Source organism: Croceicoccus gelatinilyticus, assembly GCF_018398395.1.
GTDB classification, from domain to species: domain Bacteria; phylum Pseudomonadota; class Alphaproteobacteria; order Sphingomonadales; family Sphingomonadaceae; genus Croceicoccus; species Croceicoccus gelatinilyticus.
The window spans coordinates 222,241-238,210 of sequence record NZ_JAHCBF010000003.1 but is presented as its reverse complement, the minus strand read 5'-3'; the positions used below and the strand labels follow the sequence as shown (position 1 = coordinate 238,210).

17 protein-coding genes are annotated in these 15,970 nt (G+C 63.2%); 9 read left to right on the top strand and 8 right to left on the bottom strand.

Annotated elements, in window-relative coordinates; translation table 11 throughout:
* Positions 1-5: 5 nt before the first annotated feature.
* Positions 6-668, bottom strand: a complete 663-nt coding sequence (locus KIH45_RS08535; protein ID WP_213175583.1) for a c-type cytochrome — start codon at positions 666-668, stop codon at positions 6-8.
* Positions 669-860: 192 nt separating this feature from the next.
* On the opposite strand from KIH45_RS08535, the gene KIH45_RS08530 reads away from it, so the two are divergent.
* Together KIH45_RS08530 and KIH45_RS08525 are read left to right on the top strand one after the other, a co-directional pair.
* Complete coding sequence (locus tag KIH45_RS08530; RefSeq protein ID WP_213175582.1) at positions 861-1,751, top strand: prephenate dehydratase; 891 nt, start codon at positions 861-863, stop codon at positions 1,749-1,751.
* 187 nt (positions 1,752-1,938) lie between these two features.
* Positions 1,939-2,565 carry a response regulator transcription factor gene (locus KIH45_RS08525; protein ID WP_213175581.1) on the top strand — a complete coding sequence of 209 codons (627 nt, stop codon included), beginning with the start codon at positions 1,939-1,941 and terminating at the stop codon, positions 2,563-2,565.
* 21 nt (positions 2,566-2,586) lie between these two features.
* Here KIH45_RS08525 and KIH45_RS08520 read toward each other — a convergent pair whose 3' ends face one another.
* On the bottom strand, positions 2,587-2,919 hold the full coding sequence (locus KIH45_RS08520; RefSeq protein ID WP_213175580.1) for an Hpt domain-containing protein: 333 nt from the start codon (positions 2,917-2,919) through the stop codon (positions 2,587-2,589).
* A gap of 67 nt (positions 2,920-2,986) precedes the next feature.
* On the opposite strand from KIH45_RS08520, the gene KIH45_RS08515 reads away from it, so the two are divergent.
* Positions 2,987-5,704, top strand: a complete 2,718-nt coding sequence (locus KIH45_RS08515) for a PAS domain-containing hybrid sensor histidine kinase/response regulator (protein ID WP_213175579.1) — start codon at positions 2,987-2,989, stop codon at positions 5,702-5,704.
* Here KIH45_RS08515 and KIH45_RS08510 read toward each other — a convergent pair.
* Positions 5,701-6,639, bottom strand: a complete 939-nt coding sequence (locus KIH45_RS08510) for an isoaspartyl peptidase/L-asparaginase family protein (RefSeq protein WP_213175736.1) — start codon at positions 6,637-6,639, stop codon at positions 5,701-5,703. The two genes, KIH45_RS08515 and KIH45_RS08510, sit on opposite strands and share 4 nt — an antisense overlap.
* A 177-nt stretch (positions 6,640-6,816) precedes the next feature.
* On the opposite strand from KIH45_RS08510, the gene KIH45_RS08505 reads away from it, so the two are divergent.
* On the top strand, positions 6,817-7,356 hold the full coding sequence (locus tag KIH45_RS08505; RefSeq protein ID WP_213175578.1) for a GNAT family N-acetyltransferase: 540 nt from the start codon (positions 6,817-6,819) through the stop codon (positions 7,354-7,356).
* Here the strand turns inward: KIH45_RS08505 and KIH45_RS08500 are convergent.
* Together KIH45_RS08500 and KIH45_RS08495 are read right to left on the bottom strand one after the other, a co-directional pair.
* Positions 7,343-7,696, bottom strand: coding sequence for a hypothetical protein (locus KIH45_RS08500; RefSeq protein WP_213175577.1), 354 nt, complete (start codon positions 7,694-7,696; stop codon positions 7,343-7,345). The genes KIH45_RS08505 and KIH45_RS08500 overlap by 14 nt on opposite strands.
* A 138-nt stretch (positions 7,697-7,834) precedes the next feature.
* Positions 7,835-8,875, bottom strand: coding sequence for a zinc transporter ZntB (locus tag KIH45_RS08495; RefSeq protein ID WP_213175576.1), 1,041 nt, complete (start codon positions 8,873-8,875; stop codon positions 7,835-7,837).
* A 167-nt stretch (positions 8,876-9,042) separates the two neighbouring features.
* Here KIH45_RS08495 and ispG point away from each other — a divergent pair, with 167 nt between their 5' ends.
* The 4 genes from ispG (at position 9,043) to KIH45_RS08475 (ending at position 12,917) form a co-directional block, all read left to right on the top strand.
* Positions 9,043-10,188 (top strand): flavodoxin-dependent (E)-4-hydroxy-3-methylbut-2-enyl-diphosphate synthase, encoded by a 1,146-nt coding sequence (gene ispG, locus KIH45_RS08490; RefSeq protein ID WP_213175575.1) that lies wholly within the window; start codon positions 9,043-9,045, stop codon positions 10,186-10,188.
* Positions 10,189-10,264: 76 nt separating this feature from the next.
* Positions 10,265-10,795, top strand: a complete 531-nt coding sequence (locus KIH45_RS08485) for a retropepsin-like aspartic protease family protein (RefSeq protein WP_213175574.1) — start codon at positions 10,265-10,267, stop codon at positions 10,793-10,795.
* A gap of 64 nt (positions 10,796-10,859) precedes the next feature.
* A complete protein-coding gene (locus KIH45_RS08480) occupies positions 10,860-11,483 on the top strand; it encodes a murein L,D-transpeptidase catalytic domain-containing protein (RefSeq protein WP_213175573.1) in 624 nt (207 codons plus the stop codon).
* A 327-nt stretch (positions 11,484-11,810) separates the two neighbouring features.
* Positions 11,811-12,917 (top strand): HWE histidine kinase domain-containing protein, encoded by a 1,107-nt coding sequence (locus KIH45_RS08475; protein WP_213175572.1) that lies wholly within the window; start codon positions 11,811-11,813, stop codon positions 12,915-12,917.
* Here the strand turns inward: KIH45_RS08475 and KIH45_RS08470 are convergent.
* Both KIH45_RS08470 and KIH45_RS08465 read right to left on the bottom strand, forming a co-directional pair.
* Positions 12,914-13,411: a GNAT family N-acetyltransferase gene (locus KIH45_RS08470; RefSeq protein WP_213175571.1), complete on the bottom strand. Its 498-nt coding sequence runs from the start codon at positions 13,409-13,411 to the stop codon at positions 12,914-12,916. The genes KIH45_RS08475 and KIH45_RS08470 overlap by 4 nt on opposite strands.
* On the bottom strand, positions 13,408-14,832 hold the full coding sequence (locus tag KIH45_RS08465; RefSeq protein WP_420481928.1) for a L,D-transpeptidase family protein: 1,425 nt from the start codon (positions 14,830-14,832) through the stop codon (positions 13,408-13,410). The genes KIH45_RS08470 and KIH45_RS08465 overlap by 4 nt, the downstream gene beginning before the upstream one ends.
* A 175-nt stretch (positions 14,833-15,007) precedes the next feature.
* Between KIH45_RS08465 and KIH45_RS08460 the strand changes: the two genes are divergently transcribed.
* Positions 15,008-15,490 (top strand): flavin reductase family protein, encoded by a 483-nt coding sequence (locus KIH45_RS08460; RefSeq protein WP_213175569.1) that lies wholly within the window; start codon positions 15,008-15,010, stop codon positions 15,488-15,490.
* A 17-nt stretch (positions 15,491-15,507) separates the two neighbouring features.
* Here the strand turns inward: KIH45_RS08460 and KIH45_RS08455 are convergent, their stop codons facing one another.
* Positions 15,508-15,954, bottom strand: coding sequence for a MarR family winged helix-turn-helix transcriptional regulator (locus tag KIH45_RS08455; RefSeq protein ID WP_213175568.1), 447 nt, complete (start codon positions 15,952-15,954; stop codon positions 15,508-15,510).
* Positions 15,955-15,970: the final 16 nt, after the last annotated feature.

The following is a 15,970-nucleotide window of genomic DNA, read 5'->3' as shown; positions in this document are numbered from 1 at the left end:
GCCGCTTATTCCGCGACGGCAGTGCCTTCTTCGGCAACCGGGGTCTGCGTTTCGCCATCAACGGCGGCCGCACCGTCCGGCGTGGCCGAGACCGCAGGCTCTTCAGCCGTTTCGATGCCGGCTTCGGTTTCGCCTTCGGCAGCCGGTTCTTCCGGAGTCGGCAGCGGCAGGTTCGAACCCTGCGCGTTCAGATAGGCCAGGATGTTGGCGCGATCTTCCGGCTTGGAAAGGCCGGCGAAGCTCATCTTCGTGCCCGGGGCGAAAGCCTTCGGGCTGGCGAGCCACGCGTCCATGTTGTCCCAGTCCCAGGTGCCGCCGTGATCCGCCAGCGCGCCCGAGTAGGCGAAACCGGCAACGTGCTGACCAACGGGCTGGCCCATCACGCCATAAAGGTTCGGACCGATGCCGTTCGCGCCACCCTGGTTGATGGTGTGGCAAGCGGTGCACTTGGCAAAGACCTTTTCGCCAGCAGCCGGATCGGCCGAAGCGAGCAGGGTTGCAAGGCTCGGACCTTCTGCTGCGCCTTCTTCCTCGGCTGCCACGATGGTGTAGCCTTCGGTTTCGGGCGCGTGCGAAGTGATCACGCGGTGGCTGATGCTGGAAAGGCCGAGTGCCACGACTCCGCCGAAAAGGGTCCAGCCGGCAATGGTGTTGAACTTGTCGCTCATGCAGAAAAACCCGTCGAACGTGTCCCTGATCGTCCCCCGGACGGGGGTTTGCGCGCCGCTCTAGTTACAAGGGCAGGTTAGCGCAAGTCTCATTTGGGCCCGAATTGCTGCCGTGCGGCACGAACGGTGGCTTGCGCACGCGCACGCGCGGGCTTGGCAGGAGCGCTGCACGCGCCTAACGCGCTTGCCGCAATGCACAGCTATCCCGCACCAGCCCTCGCCTTGGCCGAGGAACTCAACCGCACCGCGCTTGCGGATCGCACCCGTGCCATGTCCTTCCAGGGGGCGCCGGGCGCCAATTCGCACATCGCCGCGCTGCGTTACGATGCAGACTGCCTGCCGATGCCGTGCTGGTCCTTTGCCGATGCGATCGACGCCGTGCGCGAGGGCCGCGCCGACCGCGCGATCATCCCGATCGAGAACAGCCATAACGGGCGCGTGGCCGACATCCACTTCCTGCTGCCCGAATCGGGCCTGTCGATCACGGGCGAGCATTTCATGCCGATCCGCCACACGCTGATGGCGACGGGGCCGGGGCCGTTCAAGGCGGCGGTCAGCCACCCGCAGGCGTTAGGCCAGTGTCGCCACTGGCTGCGCGCGAACGGCATCGTCCCGATGGAGTACGCCGACACCGCTGCTGCCGCTGCCAAGGTAGCCGAGGACCAGGACCCCTCGCTTGCCGCGATTGCGCCGCCTCTGGCTGCCGAACTTTACGATCTTCAGGTGATCAAGGAATCGATCGAGGACAATTCGGACAACACGACCCGCTTCGTCGTGCTGGCCCGCGCGCCGCTGGATCCGGCAGAGATCGAGGGGCCGGCGATGACGACTTTCGTCTTCGAGGTCCGCAACATCCCCGCCGCGCTTTACAAGGCGCTCGGCGGGTTCGCGACGAACGGCGTGAACATGACCAAGCTGGAATCCTATCAGGACGGGGCCAGCTTCGCCGCCACGCGCTTCTATTGCGACATCGTGGGCAAGCCGGGCGATCCGGCAATCGATCTCGCGCTGGAAGAGCTGGGTTTCTACTCCAAAAACCTGCGGCTGCTGGGTTGCTATCCGCAGGGCCTGATCCGCAGCTGATTGGTCGGAGCCCCGCGCGCTGTCTTCATTGAGGGCAAGCGGGCCTGATCCGCAGATATCCGCGGCTTGCCGGATATTCTCCGTCGATATACGAATTTGAGTATAGAGTATGATTGCAACGCTGCGCGCTATCGGAAAAGCGTAATCGGCACGTCGCGGAACCGGGAAGGGACAGCCCGCTTCGACTATGAGAAAGCTGCTGAAATACCTGCTGGTGGCTGAAGACCACCCGATCTGTACCGCTGCTATCGATATGGCGGCTCACGCGTATGAATCGGCGATCGTGGTGACCGGAGTTCAGACGCTCGATGCGGCGAAAGATCAGCTGGAAGCGCGCCGCTTCGATGGCATGGTGCTCGATCTCGGGCTCAAGGACAGCCAGGGTTTCATAAACCTGTCGATCGTTCATTCCATCGCCCCGCGTATGCCGATCCTCGTGGTATCCGCCACGGAACAGCCCGATGCTGCCGCAAAGGCCCGGTCGCTGGGTGCAAGGGGCTTCCTGCCAAAGTCTGCCCCCATGGACGAGATGACCAGCGCGATCGCTGCGGTTCTTAACGGCGAAGAATGGTTTGAAGACGGGCTCGACAACGATGCCGAGTTAGAGAGTGACCAGATCAAACTGCTCTCCGGCGCACAGCTTCGCGTCATGCGTGAGGTTGTTAAGGGCCAGCCGAACAAGATCATTGCCGCCGATCTCGGCCTAGCCGAACAGACGGTAAAGACTCACGTTTCAGCCGCGCTCAAAACCTTGGGCGTCACCAATCGCAGCCAGGCCATTCTGCGGCTTAAGGAAATGGGCGTTACCGAGTAAGTGGCGCCAAAGGGCCAGTCATTATTGGGCGATCCTTTGCAAGGCCGCTTCCCGCGTCGTCGCATGGACTGTCTGAAGCGGTCCTGCATCAGGCATTTTGCCCGCCTTTGCGGCCAATTCGAAGTCGCGTGCCATATTGGCAAGCGCTGCGGCACCGGCTGCCATTGCGCCGCCCGCAAGAGCATGAGCCGCTTTACCGGCTTCGCCGACATCGTCTGCCGCAATCGCCGCATTCAGCCGTGCCATGTCTACCTCGGAGGCGCGCAGCAGTGCCTCAAGCATCAGCTTTACGTTCGCGTCCGTCGCCAGCGCGCCGAGTTGCGCGTCGATGTCGAGTATAGCCGGACCTGTCATCGCGAACCTTGTCTTGCACCCGCCCTGCCGCACATGGTGATGGCGCTTTAAGAGCCGAGCCCGAACCATGCCACATTCGCATCCGATCCCGCTACAGCCCGCTGCCTATGAGGGCATGCTCGACCTTGTCCGCGAGGCAGTGGTCCAGACCGACATGGCGGGCAACTTCCTCTACGTGAACCCGGGGTGGGAGCGGCTGACCGGGCTGACACGCGAAGAATCGCATCGCTGGAAGCGATTGCTGGGCCTTGGCACGTTGCGAACCGTGCGGCGTATCTTCGCAGGGGCCGCGGCAGACGTTTCGGGATCGGTCCATCAGGTCATGCTGGAAGGCGACGATCCAAGGGGCCGGAAGCGGCGTTTGCAACTGATGGTTCGCCACGTGAAAGCCAGCGAGACCGTGCCAGCGACGTTCGCTGCCACAATTTCGGACGAGACCAGCCGTCAGCGGCTGGAACAGGAGCTCGACGTCGCGCATACGCGCTTCGAAAGCACGGCGGATATCGTGCCGGTCGGGATCTACCGTGTCGGCGTCGACGGGCGGATAACCTATTTCAACCGCCGCTGGTACGACTGGCTGGGCCCACTGGCCGAAGGTGCGATCGGCCGGCACTGGGCCGATCTTGCGCTGGAAGTCCCCGATTTCCGCCGTGATCCGCCGTTCCAGAACTACACGAGCGATTTGCCGGAGAGGGAGCGGATTGTCCCCGTCCCTCAGCTCGACGGTGGCCTGCGCCTGCTGCACAGCTTCAACCGCGCGGAATTCGACCTCGACGGCAAGCCGACCGGTTTCGTCGGCGTTGCGATCGACGTGACCGAACAGATCGCCTCGCAAAAGGCGCTGGCCGACAGCGAGCGTGCCTATTCCATGCTGGCCGACCAGATTCCGTGCGGCGTGTTCCGCACCGATCCCAACGGCTTTTTGACGTTCGTAAACAGCACCTACACGCAGATCACCGGCCTCTCGCTCGACCAGAGCCAGGGTGAAGGATGGCGCGATCATGCCCATCCCGACGACGTCGAGGATTTTGCCGAACTTTGGGCAGAAATTCTTCGCACCGGCCAATCGGGTGAACGCAAGATTCGCTGGCTGCGGGAAGACGGATCGGTCGTTGTGACCGAGGTATATGCAAGCGCCGAAACCGACGAAAATGACGAAGTTCTGGGCTTTGTCGGCGTATTCATCGACGTCACCGAACGTGATGCCTACCGCAGCGAGCTACAGCGGCGTGAGGCGGAATTCTCGCTTCTGGTCGAAAACTCGTCCGACGCCATCTTTCGCATCACGCTGGACGGCATTTGTCTGTTCGCCTCGCCGGCCGTGCGCGAACAGCTTGGGATGTCACCGGAATCGTTGATTGGTCGCAGGTTGCTCGACCCGCTTCATCCCGATGACAGGGTCCGCGTCCTCTCGCAGTTTGAACAACTCGTGCGCGGCCAGACCGAGATGCTGAAGGCCGAGTATCGTACCGCCACGCACGTGCAACCCGACGTCTATATCTGGCTGGAGGCAAGCTGCCGGCTTGTCCGCGACGAGGAGGGCGCGCCCAGCGAGGTTATCGCCAACATCCGTGACGTCACGCGCCGGAAGGAGCTTGTCGCGCGGCTCCATCGGGCCAGGCAGGCTGCGGAGGACGCGGCGCGAAGCCGTTCGGTTTTCCTTGCCAACATGAGCCACGAGATCCGTACGCCGATGAACGGCGTGCTCGGCTTTGCCGATCTGTTGAAGGACACCGATCTGGATCATGACCAGGCCTTGCTGGTCGATACGATCCGCCAATCCGGCAACGCGATGATGACCTTGCTCGACGACATCCTCGATCTTTCGCGGATAGAGGCGGGCAAGCTCAGCCTGCGCAGCGGTCCGGTGGACTTGCGCGAAGTCGTTGCAGAAGTCGCGCGGCTAACCGGAACCTTGCTCACCGACCGCCCGATCAGGCTTGTCGTGAAAGTCGAGGACAATGTCCCGGCTTGCGTGGCGGTGGACCAATCGCGGCTTCGCCAGATTCTCGTCAACCTTATGAACAACGCGACGAAGTTCACGGAGGAGGGCGAGATCGGCTTGCGGGTCCGCGTCGGCAGCGCGGGGATGCTGGAGTTCCCGGTGTCCGACACTGGCATCGGCATTTCGAAAGATGCGCAGGGCCGCGTGTTCAACATGTTCGAACAGGCCGGTTACGATACGCACCGCCAGTTCGGCGGTACGGGTCTTGGCCTCGCGATCTGCAGAAATCTCGCTGAACTCATGGGCGGATCGCTGGCGTTAAAGAGCGAGGAGGGCGTCGGATCGACTTTCACTCTGGCGCTCCCGCTCGTAGTCGCCCGGCCCGGCGATGCACCAAAGCCTGCCGCTCCCCGCCGCCGCATGACCGATGCGCGCGTGCTTGTGGCAGAGGACAACGAGACCAACCGACTGCTGATCCGCCTGATGCTTCAGCGCGTGGGTATCGACCCGGTAATCGTTGAAGATGGCAGACAGGCGGTCGAAGCCGTCATGGCTGCCAATAGCAAGGGCCCCGCTTTCGATCTGGTGCTGATGGACGTCGAGATGCCGGTGCTGGACGGCACTGCCGCCACGCGCGAGATTCGCGGCGCCGGGATATCGGGCGACGACTTGCCCATCGTCGCACTGACAGCGCACGCTTTTGCAGAGGATGAACGCAAGTGCCTTGAGGCCGGAATGCAGTCGCATATGACAAAGCCGATCCAGCCCGAAGCGATCGAAAGCCTCGTCATGCCGCTGATCCGCCAGCGCGTGGTCAGCGCGGCGGACAGCAAAAGCTAGTCCGCGGCGTAAATCGCCACTTCGCTCACCCCGTTGCTGTCGGCACGTCCGCGAAACATGCCGGGCGTGTTGAAGCTGAACCCGCTCTCGCCATCCTTGCTCACGAAGATCACCCCGCCGTCGCCGCCCATTTCGCCGATCTCGGCCATGACCGCGTCGGCTGCCTGCTGCGTATCCACGCTGGTCAGCCGCACGCGGGCGCAGATTTCGTGCGCGGCGGCTTCGCGGATGAAGTATTCGCCGGTGCCCGTTGCCGAAACCGCGCAGGATCGGTCATCGGCATAAGTACCCGCGCCGACGACGGGGCTGTCCCCGATGCGGCCCCAGCGCTTGCCCGTCAGACCGCCCGTGCTGGTCGCGGCAGCGAGGTGCCCGCCGCTGTCGCGGGCGACCGCGCCGACGGTGCCGTACTTCAGGTCCTTGTCGAACCAGCCAACCTGCTTGGCGCGGAATTCTTCCCACTGGCGGCGGCGTGAGGGAATGGCGAACCATTCGGGCGAGGCCTGCTCGATGCCCATTTCTTCGCTGAAACGGTTTGCGCCTTCGTGCGACAGGAAAACATGCGGTGTCCGCTCCATCACTGCGCGGGCGGCGAGCACGGGGTTCTTCGTCGCGGTCAGCCCTGCCACGGCCCCTGCCGCGCGCGTTGCGCCGTCCATGACGGCAGCGTCCATCTCGTTGTGGCCTTCGTAACTGAACACCGAACCGCGTCCTGCGTTGAAGCCGGGGTCGTCCTCCATCACCATGACGGCGGCTTCTACCGCGTCCATGGCGCTACCGCCGCCTGCCAGAATGTCCGACCCCGCTTTCAGCGCCTTGGCCAGCGCATCGCGGTATTCCTGCTCGCGCTCCGGTTTGAACCGGCCCGGTGCCATGGAACCTGCGCCGCCGTGAATCGCGATGCTCCATTCGGATTTGGCTGGGCTAACCGGCATGGGCGGATCCTTTACCGTGGTGCATCCGGCCAGTGCCAGAACCATGGCAATTATCGACATCGGTTTCCACATCATGTGCCCTTCAAGATTGCGCCGGCCAGTGGTTACGTCCATGGGGCCTTCGGTGGGTGTACAGACACGACGGATTGTTACCAATGGACAAACGGGCCTGACCGGATGACCGCGATTACCTACCGCGATGCATTGCCCGAAGACCGCGACGCCCTTGTCGCGCTGGGCCGCGCCAGTTTCGACGCAGCCTTCGGCCATCTCTACAAGCCGGAGGACCTCGCCAATTTCCTCCATTCCGCGCACTCGCCGGAAAAGATCGCCAAGCAGATCGCGGACCGCCGCGTCGCCTATCGCCTTGCGGTGAAGGGCGACAAGCTGGTGGGCTACTGCAAGCTGGTCGAAGGCGCGCAGTTCGGCGATCACGGCGATGCCAAGCGCCCGATCGCGCTGTCGCAGCTCTACACCGATCCACGCTACACCGGCCGCGGCATCGGTGCTGCACTGATGGATTGGGCGATGGAAGAATCGCGCAGCCGCCGGGCCGACGCCATCCAGCTTTCAGTCTGGGCCGAAAACCACGATGCGCAGCGGTTCTACGCACGCTTTGGCTTCGAAAAGATCGCCGACATCGACTTCTGGGTCGGCAATCACCGCGATGACGAACTGCTCTACGAACTGAAGCTCAAGAAGATCAAAGCCGCCTGATCGCAAAGTGGGTGCAGGTCGCGTCCTGCGGCCGGACTTCGGGGGCGTAGCATACCTCGGCCTCGCGCAGTTCGCCGGGACGCATCGCCTGGAACACCACCAGCACCCGCCGGTTCTCGCCCCCGCTCAATTCCGGCGCATTGTCGGGCAGCACGCGCACACCGCTTACCGGTGCATCGCTGCCCGGTGCGGCCACGCGCACGGTGAACCGGCGCGCAGCGGTGTCGGTGTTCTCCACGTCGATCCACAGCGATTCCATCGAACTCGTCGTTTCCCGGCTGACGATCCCCCCGTCTTCGCCTGCAAACTCGAGTGTCGGAATCACCGCAATCGCCAGCACCACCATGGGAATGGCGAGCAGTTCCTTTATCTTGCCAGATTCCTTCTACCCCACATTGGGCAGAAGGAATGGCAGCAGCCGATGAATCCTGCGGGCGGGCCGCCTTAGGTATTGGCACTTATGCGGCGGGCTAGAGGCTCAGAACCACTTCCAGCGCCAGAAGAGCGCGAACTGCATGATCAGGATCGCACCGCATAGCGCGACGACTTCCCAGAAGGCATTGGGATCGCTGGCCCCCGGCATCCCGCCGACGTTGATGCCCAGAAGGCCGGTCAGAAAGCCCAGCGGCAGGAAAACGGCGGCCACGATAGTCAGCAGGTAGCTGGTGCGTTCGGATCGTGCTGCGGCGCGGGCGCGAATGTCGTCCTGCAGCACGACGGCGCTTTCCTTGGAGATGTCGATATCGTCGAGATAGCGGGAAAGCCGGTCGATGGTTTCCGCGATCTCGCGCCGGTCATGATCTTCAAACCAGGCCGGTGCTTCGCGGCTGATCCGTTCGAACGCTTCGTGCTGCGGGCTCATGTGGCGTTTGAGGGCAAGGCAGTTGCGCCGGATCGTCGCGATCTTTTCCAGCAGCGGCTCGGTATCGCCGTCGAGGTCTGCCTCTTCCAGTTCATCGATATGTTCGTTCATGTCGATGATCGAACGGCTCATCCGCGCGATCATCTGTTCGGTCAGCGAGGTAATCAGCGATCCGGCATCGGTCGGCCCGCGGCCCATGTCGATCTGGGCCAGCGTGTCGCGAGGCGTCTGCAGCGGATGGCGGCGCAGCGTGATGACGCGCTTGCCGTCGCTCCACAACTGCATCGAGACCATGTCCTCAGGCTCTGCATTCGGGTTGAAGTTGATGCCGCGCAGCGTCGCGACCAGCGTATCGGCCTCGCGGAAGGCGCGGGGGCGGGTTTCGTCCGATACCAGCAGTTCCGCCGTCGGTTCGGGAATCTCGTAAGTCGCCTCCAACCATTCCTGGATACCGGGCTGGTTGCGGCACAAGTGCATCCAGATGATCTCGTCGTTCGCACCGGGGGACCATTCGCGGGCCTCTGCCCAGGTCACGGGCCTGCCGCCGCCCTTGCCGTCGAGCACGCGCCCGAAAAGCAGCGCCTCGTCCCCGGCGACGTCATCGGTCAGGAGGATGCTGCCGTGGCCGGGATGGTTATCGTGTCGCGTCGCTGTCATGGCGCCTATCTATGCAGGTTGTCGGGGCAATTTCATACTGCCCTGAAAAACTGCTAGGGGAATCCCCATCTGGCCGTAAGAGCATATGGCAGGGCGCATGGAACGGGCGGCAGGGCCCATCCGTTCCGCATCGTCCGGACACGAAATTCAGGAAGACGATCAAGCATATGAACGCGATCCGCCCCTGGCGCACGATCGAGCGACGCAAGAGCCGGCAGATCATGGTCGGCAAGGTGCCCGTGGGCGGCGATGCCCCGATCACCGTGCAGACGATGACCAACACGCCGACCGAGGATGTGGCCGCGACGATCGACCAGATCCGCCGCTGCGAAGATGCGGGCGCGGACATCATCCGCGTGTCGTGTCCCACCGAGGAATCGACAGCGAACTTCGACCAGATCACGAAGGCGTCGAACATTCCGGTCGTTGCCGACATCCACTTCCACTACAAGCGCGCGCTTGAAGCCGCCGACAAGGGCGCGGCGTGCCTGCGCATCAATCCCGGCAACATCGGGTCGAGCGAGCGCGTCGCCGAAGTCGTCCGCGCCGCCAAGGCGAACGGCTGTGCGATCCGCATCGGTGTGAATGCCGGTAGCCTCGAAAAAGACCTGCTCGAAAAGTACGGGGAGCCTTGCCCCGAGGCGCTGGTCGAATCCGCGCTCGATCATATCAAGCTGCTGCAGGATCACGATTTTCACGAATACAAGGTCGCGGTGAAGGCCAGCGACGTGTTCCTTGCCGTCGCGGCCTATCAGGGCCTGGCCGACGCGGTCGATTGCCCGCTGCACCTCGGCATTACCGAAGCAGGGGGCCTGATCGGCGGCACGGTCAAAAGCTCGATCGGCATCGGCAACCTGCTCTGGGCCGGTATCGGCGACACGATCCGCGTCTCGCTTTCGGCAGAGCCCGAACAGGAAGTGCGCGTCGGGTTCGAGATCCTGAAATCGCTGGGCCTGCGCACCCGCGGCGTGCGTGTCGTGTCATGCCCGTCCTGCGCGCGTCAGGGCTTCGACGTGATACGCACCGTCCAGACGCTGGAAGAGCGGCTTCAGCACATCAAGGTGCCGCTTTCGCTCTCCGTCCTTGGCTGCGTGGTCAACGGTCCCGGCGAAGCGCGCGAGACCGACATCGGCATTACCGGCGGCGGCAACGGAAAGCACATGGTCTACCTGTCGGGCGTGACCGACCACCATGTCCAGTCGGGCGACATGCTCGATCACATCGTCAACCTCGTCGAAACGAAAGCCGCCGAGATCGAGGCGGACATGAGTGACGCGGGACAGGCCGATCCCAGCCCCGAACCTGCTGAATAGGCCCGAACCTGCCGAGTAGGCCGAAAAGCACCGAAAATTTACCCTATCTTCAGCCCTTCGCACCAGTGTGGAGGGCATGAAGATCGGCGGCATCCTTGCACTCGGCGCTTCCATGTGTGCCCTTGGCGCGATGATGCCGGACAATTTCGGTGGCTCTCCCAATCCGCAAGACGCTGAAAAGGCCGCGCTTTCCAGCCAGATGCAGACGTCCCAGCCCGGTGCGTCCGACTATTTGTCGGGCGAAATGGTGCTGCAACGGCAGTCCGACGGGCATTTCTATGCGACCCCGTCGATCAACGGCGTGCAGGTCAATTCCCTCGTCGATACCGGCGCCAGCGTCATTGCGCTGACGGCCGACGATGCCGACGCCATCGGCATTACGTGGCACCCTTCCGAACTGTCGGTCATCGGCCGCGGGGCGAGCGGGGACGTCGTGGGCGTTGCCGTCCATCTCGACCGCGTGGAACTGGGCGGTTTCGACGTTCGCGATGTTGATGCCGTTGTGATTCCCGAAGGTTTGCACATCACGCTTCTGGGCCAGAGCTTCCTGTCGCGCATCCCCAACGTGGCCATCGCGGACGAGAGAATGAGCCTGTCCGACTATTAACCGCGACAGATGCGTCTTTTGATTAAGTGCATGGCAAGCTGATTTGTGGTAAATGTCATTTCATATGACGGACACGACTAGCAGGCGGACACTTCTCAAAGGCGCGATTGCGGCGGGCGCGGGACTCGCGCTGCCTACCCGCGTTTTTGCTGCTGCAAGCCCGCTGACCCCGCGTGACCGTGCCATCCTCGACATTGCAAAGCGCGAGATGGACCGCGCCGGCGACGCGATCTGGCGCAAGGACATTGCCGGTATTGCCGACTTCGGCGTCCATTCGGCCATTCCCCGCTTCCACTTCGCCAATGTCGAAACCGGCAAAGTGCAGAGCTTCCTCGTCAGCCACGGCCAGGGTTCGGACCCTGAACACGACGGCTGGCTCAACGAGTTTTCGAACACGCCGGGCTCCAACGCGACGAGCAAGGGGTCCTACGTCACGTACGAGTGGTACAAGGGCAAGTACGGCACGTCGGTCCGCCTCGGCGGGCTCGACAATTCCAATTCCAACGCCCTGCCGCGCTATATCGTGATGCACGCCGCCGAATATGCGCGCGCTTCGCACATCGACAAGTGGGGCAAGCTGGGCCGGTCGAACGGCTGTTTCGCGATGAGCCCGGAAGACTTCAACCAGGCGCTCTGGCACTTGTCCGGCGGGCGTCTGCTTTACGCGGACAAGCTCGGCCTCGGCTGAAGCCCGTCTCCAGCAGGGTGACAAAGGTGACACCCTGTAACCCACATCCAACAGGCCCAACCCCGCACGACTCGGACGTTTTTGCGCCTCCGGTCAGGGTGACAGGTGTGCTGGCGATACCGACAATCTGAAAGAACGGCAGCGACCATGACGGGCCGCGCCTGTGTAGGACAGCGTTTTCAGCCCGTTAGCGCCGGAAAGGCGACTTGAGACTTCGCTATCAAGGCGATTAGCGCCGTGTTAAGTTGGTTGCATCGTCCGCGTCGAATTTTGGCCAGCGGATTCTGGAGGCTCGACAGGCTTTCGCCACGATGGAGCCGTTATGAAATGGAAATTTTCGAAGGCCTGCGCAGCGACGCCCTGAGCCGCGTTGCTCACGGCGATCCGTCGAGCGAGATACTCGCCGATATCGCCAATCACTTCATGGACCGTTTCCCGCACACGACCGCGGGTGTCACCGCGATCGACCGGACGACGCTGGCGTTCGAGCCGGGCATCTTTCCCACGCTCAGCCCTGCGTTCGGTGACGCGTTGGCCGGTATCAAGGTGGCGGACAAGCCGGGAAGCTGCGCGCGCGCGGTTGCCGATGGCGAAATCATCGATGTCCCCCACGTGCCGTCCGACGAACGCTTTGCGCAGGCCTGGCGCGACATGTGCGTGAAGTTCGGAATAACCGCGATGACCTCTTTCCCCGCCCCCCAGCGTGACGGGACGGTGCTGGGCACGTTCGTTGTCGTCTACGACCCGCAATCCCCGCTCGATTACCAGACCCGCCGCCTCGCCGAAAAATACGCGCAGCTTTGCGGCTTCATCCTTGCCTATCGCCGCCGCGAGGATGGGCAGGAACTGATCGTTGGCGAATTGCAGCATCGCACGCGCAACCTGATCAACACGATTGGCGCGCTGGTCTATTCGACGCTGAAAGCGAACCCCGACATGGAGCGGTTCCGCAAAGTGCTCGACGGGCGCCTTTCGGCCATGGCACGCGCGCATTCGCTGGCCCTGTCGCCGGGGAATACCGATCTGCGGCAATTGCTGGTCGATACGCTCGCGCCTTATTCGATCGATCACCAGCTGAACTTCGAAGGGCCGAAACTGCTTTTGTCCGAACAGTCGGCGGTTGCCTTTTGCCTTGCGACCCACGAGCTGGCGACGAATGCCGTGAAATATGGATCGCTTTCGCGTTCCGGTGGCCGGATCGATGTCACCTGGGCTTATGATCCCGAAGCCGAAGGCGATTTCCGGTTTGACTGGGTGGAAAGCGGCGGCCCGCAAGTCGTGGCGCCGACGCGGCAGGGCTTTGGCCAGCGGACCATTCACGCAGGGCTGGCCTCTGCCTTCGATGCCAAGGTCGAAGTCGACTATCCCGAAGAGGGCTTCCGCATGTCGCTGTCCGCACCGCGCAGCCTGCGGCTGGGGTCGTCGGTCAATTAATCACGATAAAAGGCAGGCGCATAGCGTGCCTCGCCCTTGGGTACGCGGCCTGTCATCGGCAGGGCCATGAACGCATCTTCCGGCGCGCCGGGGAAAGTGGGGCCAAGCCCTGCCTTGAACCCGAAGCGCCGGTAGTATTCCGGATCGCCCAGAACGACGCAGCCATAGGCGCCTTGGGCGGCCACCGTTTCGAGCGCGAGGTCGATCAGCATCGCGCCGATCCCTTCGCCCTGCCGCATGGGCAGGACACTGACAGGACCAAGCCCGAACCAGTGGTCGTTCCCGTCGATGACGACAGGCGACATGGCGACATGCCCGACAAGCTCATCACCTTCGACCGCCACGATCGAGACGCAAAGATCGCCAGCGGCGCGCAAGTCGTCGACGATTTGCGCTTCGTTGCCGCCCGAATGCTCTGCCCCTGCAAAGGCGGCAGTGATCACGGCGGCAATCGCGCCCCTCTCGCTTTCACGTTCGGGGCGCAAGTTGATCAAAGGCCGGGGTTCTCGATCGCGACGACTTCCTCGTCCGTGACGCGGCGGCCGTCCTTGGCAACGCGCGGGGCCTTGAAGCTTGCCAGCACGGGTTCGTCACGGCCGTAGATGTCGGCAAAGCTGCGCATCTCGCCGTCGATGTCCTGCGCCATCGTGAAATAGGTGATGTATACCGGGATTTCCTTTTTCAGCGGGACCTTGGTGTACTTGCCCGACTTGGAAATCTCGACCGCCTCTTCCTTGGGCACTTCGCCCAGCACCATCGCCAGTGTCAGCGCCAGTTCCAGCGCGCGGTCGGTGCGGATGCAGCCGTGCGAATAGGCGCGGTTGTCGGTGTCGAACAGGTTCTTGGCCGGCGTGTCATGCAGGAAGATCGCATGCGGGTTCGGCATGTCGAGCTTCATCATGCCCAGCGAATTGGTCGGGCCCGGCTGCTGCACGACGACGGTCATCCCGCTCTCGTTCTTCCACGCCTTATAGTTCTTCGCCTTGGCGTAGGACGGGTTGTTCAGCACTTTCGCGCCAAGCCCTTCGCCGACCACGATCGACTGCGGCACAGTCCACGTCGGGTTGAAGATCACGCCTTCGACCGTTTCGGCAAGCTGCGGCGTGCTGGTGCGTCCGGGCTTGCCGACGATGGTGCGATAGGACCGCACGATCTTGTCGTTCACCGTCAGGCGCAGCTGATATTCGGGCACGTTGGTGAGAAGATAGCTGCGGCCCAGATCGCGGGCGAGCCAGCGCCAGCGATCCATGTTGATGCGGATCTTGTCGCGCTTCTCGGTCTCGCTCTCGGGCGTTTCCATCAACATCTGCTTCAGAACCGCGTAGTCGGGGTGAACGGGGTTCAGCGAATCCAGCGCGGCAATGATGTCGCCGGTGGTCAGTGCTTCTTCCAGCAGAGGCTTGATCGGCAGCCGTTCGGCATCGGGATCGCGCACGAACCACTGGCGGCGCGAGTCCATTTCGGTACGGCCATCGCGCAAGTCGAGTGCGACCATCGTGAAGATGCGGGTGGCGACCTCGTTCAGCTGCTCGCCATCACCAGCCGAAATCGCGGCCTCCAGTTCGGCAGGCGTGTAGTCGGCGGGAAACAGCCCCTCGTTGCCGAGGTTCGCGATATAGCCAAGCAGCGCTTCGGCCTGTCCCTGCGTCCATGCGGGGGCAGTGGCGAAATAGTCTGTCGGCACGGTCTGTACCGTCGGGCTCGACTGGAACACCGTTCCGCCGGGCGTGCTGGTCGGGGCGGGCGCGGTCTGGGCAGGAGCCGTCGGGGCGGGCTGGGGCAGCTGGCCTTCGCCGACATAGACGGTGCCGTTCTGCGGCTGCGCAGACGGGATGTCCTGCTGGGCAATGGCGGGCGAGGCGACGAGCGCGATCGCGGCGAGGCTGGTAGTCGTCAGGCGGATATGGGGCAACACGGGTGCAAATGCTCCTGCCGGCGGTTGAGCGCCAAAAAAGGCGCGCGTTTCACCGGAATAACGCGCCGAAGCGCATAGGGGTTTCCATCGCCATGCGCCAGCGCCGCTTTCGGTATTCTGAACTGGGCCGACAGGGCGTTTGACCTTGCGCGCCGCCCTCGGCAAAAGGCCGGACATGATCGATGCAACCCATTTCCGAAATGTCCTTGGTGCCTATCCCACGGGCGTCTGCCTTATCACCGCAGTGGACGCGGATGGCGAACGGACCGGCATGGTCGTCGGTTCTTTCACCTCGATCTCGCTCGATCCGCCGCTCGTCGGGTTCTTTCCGGACAAGGGGTCGAGCAGCTACAAGGGCATCGCCAAGGCCGGGCGTTTCTGCGTCAATGTCCTCGGTTCGGACCAGTTGGCCTTGTGCCAGCGGTTTGCATCGCGCGCGCCGGACAAGTTCCTCGATCTCGCCCATGGCGAAAGCCCGTCGGGCCAGCCCGTTTTCGACGAGGCGCTGGCGTGGATCGACTGCACGATCGAGCGGACCGAGGATATCGGCGATCACTGGCTGGTGGTTGGCCGGGTCGAAGCGCTCGACATCTGTGGCGGCGATACGCCGCTGCTGTTCCACCGCGGCGCCTATCACTCCTCTGTCGCGATCGACTGACGGGCAGCCGGCCCGGCTCAGTCGCTGACGGCGGCTTTCCGGTCGCCATCCGAAACGAGGTTGTCGCGAACGCGGCCCAACAGGCCTTCCAGCGTCACGCGTTCGTCCGCGTCCAGTCCTTCAAGCGCCGTATTCAGCATGTCGGTGATCGGCGCGTCGAACTGGTTGAGCAGGCGTTCGCCTTCCTCCGTCATGTGAATGCGCCAGGCGCGGCGATCGTTCGGATCGGCGCGGCGTTCGACAAGGTCGGCGGCGACCATGCGGTCGATCATCCGGCCTGCAGTGATCGGTTCGACTTCCAGCAGGTTGGCCAAAGTCGACTGGTTGAGGCCGGGGTTGCGCCTGATGCTGAGCAAAACGCGCACCTGCGCGCCCGTGGCACCTGCCGGGCGGCTGAAAACATCCAGCCGCTTCCTGAAGAGTCGTCCGATATCGTTGGCGAGATAGCCGATGTTTCTGTCCATGGCATCGCAGATATTA

What these genes read in the sequence shown, in the direction of transcription:
- KIH45_RS08535 (WP_213175583.1), bottom strand. Translation starts at nt 668, where the DNA reads ATGAGCGACAAGTTCAACACCATTGCCGGCTGGACCCTTTTCGGCGGA.
- KIH45_RS08530 (WP_213175582.1), top strand. Translation starts at nt 861, where the DNA reads ATGCACAGCTATCCCGCACCAGCCCTCGCCTTGGCCGAGGAACTCAAC.
- KIH45_RS08525 (WP_213175581.1), top strand. Translation starts at nt 1,939, where the DNA reads ATGAGAAAGCTGCTGAAATACCTGCTGGTGGCTGAAGACCACCCGATC.
- KIH45_RS08520 (WP_213175580.1), bottom strand. Translation starts at nt 2,919, where the DNA reads ATGACAGGTCCGGCTATACTCGACATCGACGCGCAACTCGGCGCGCTG.
- KIH45_RS08515 (WP_213175579.1), top strand. Translation starts at nt 2,987, where the DNA reads ATGCCACATTCGCATCCGATCCCGCTACAGCCCGCTGCCTATGAGGGC.
- KIH45_RS08510 (WP_213175736.1), bottom strand. Translation starts at nt 6,639, where the DNA reads ATGCCGGTTAGCCCAGCCAAATCCGAATGGAGCATCGCGATTCACGGC.
- KIH45_RS08505 (WP_213175578.1), top strand. Translation starts at nt 6,817, where the DNA reads ATGACCGCGATTACCTACCGCGATGCATTGCCCGAAGACCGCGACGCC.
- KIH45_RS08495 (WP_213175576.1), bottom strand. Translation starts at nt 8,875, where the DNA reads ATGACAGCGACGCGACACGATAACCATCCCGGCCACGGCAGCATCCTC.
- ispG (WP_213175575.1), top strand. Translation starts at nt 9,043, where the DNA reads ATGAACGCGATCCGCCCCTGGCGCACGATCGAGCGACGCAAGAGCCGG.
- KIH45_RS08485 (WP_213175574.1), top strand. Translation starts at nt 10,265, where the DNA reads ATGAAGATCGGCGGCATCCTTGCACTCGGCGCTTCCATGTGTGCCCTT.
- KIH45_RS08480 (WP_213175573.1), top strand. Translation starts at nt 10,860, where the DNA reads ATGACGGACACGACTAGCAGGCGGACACTTCTCAAAGGCGCGATTGCG.
- KIH45_RS08475 (WP_213175572.1), top strand. Translation starts at nt 11,811, where the DNA reads ATGGAAATTTTCGAAGGCCTGCGCAGCGACGCCCTGAGCCGCGTTGCT.
- KIH45_RS08460 (WP_213175569.1), top strand. Translation starts at nt 15,008, where the DNA reads ATGATCGATGCAACCCATTTCCGAAATGTCCTTGGTGCCTATCCCACG.
- KIH45_RS08455 (WP_213175568.1), bottom strand. Translation starts at nt 15,954, where the DNA reads ATGGACAGAAACATCGGCTATCTCGCCAACGATATCGGACGACTCTTC.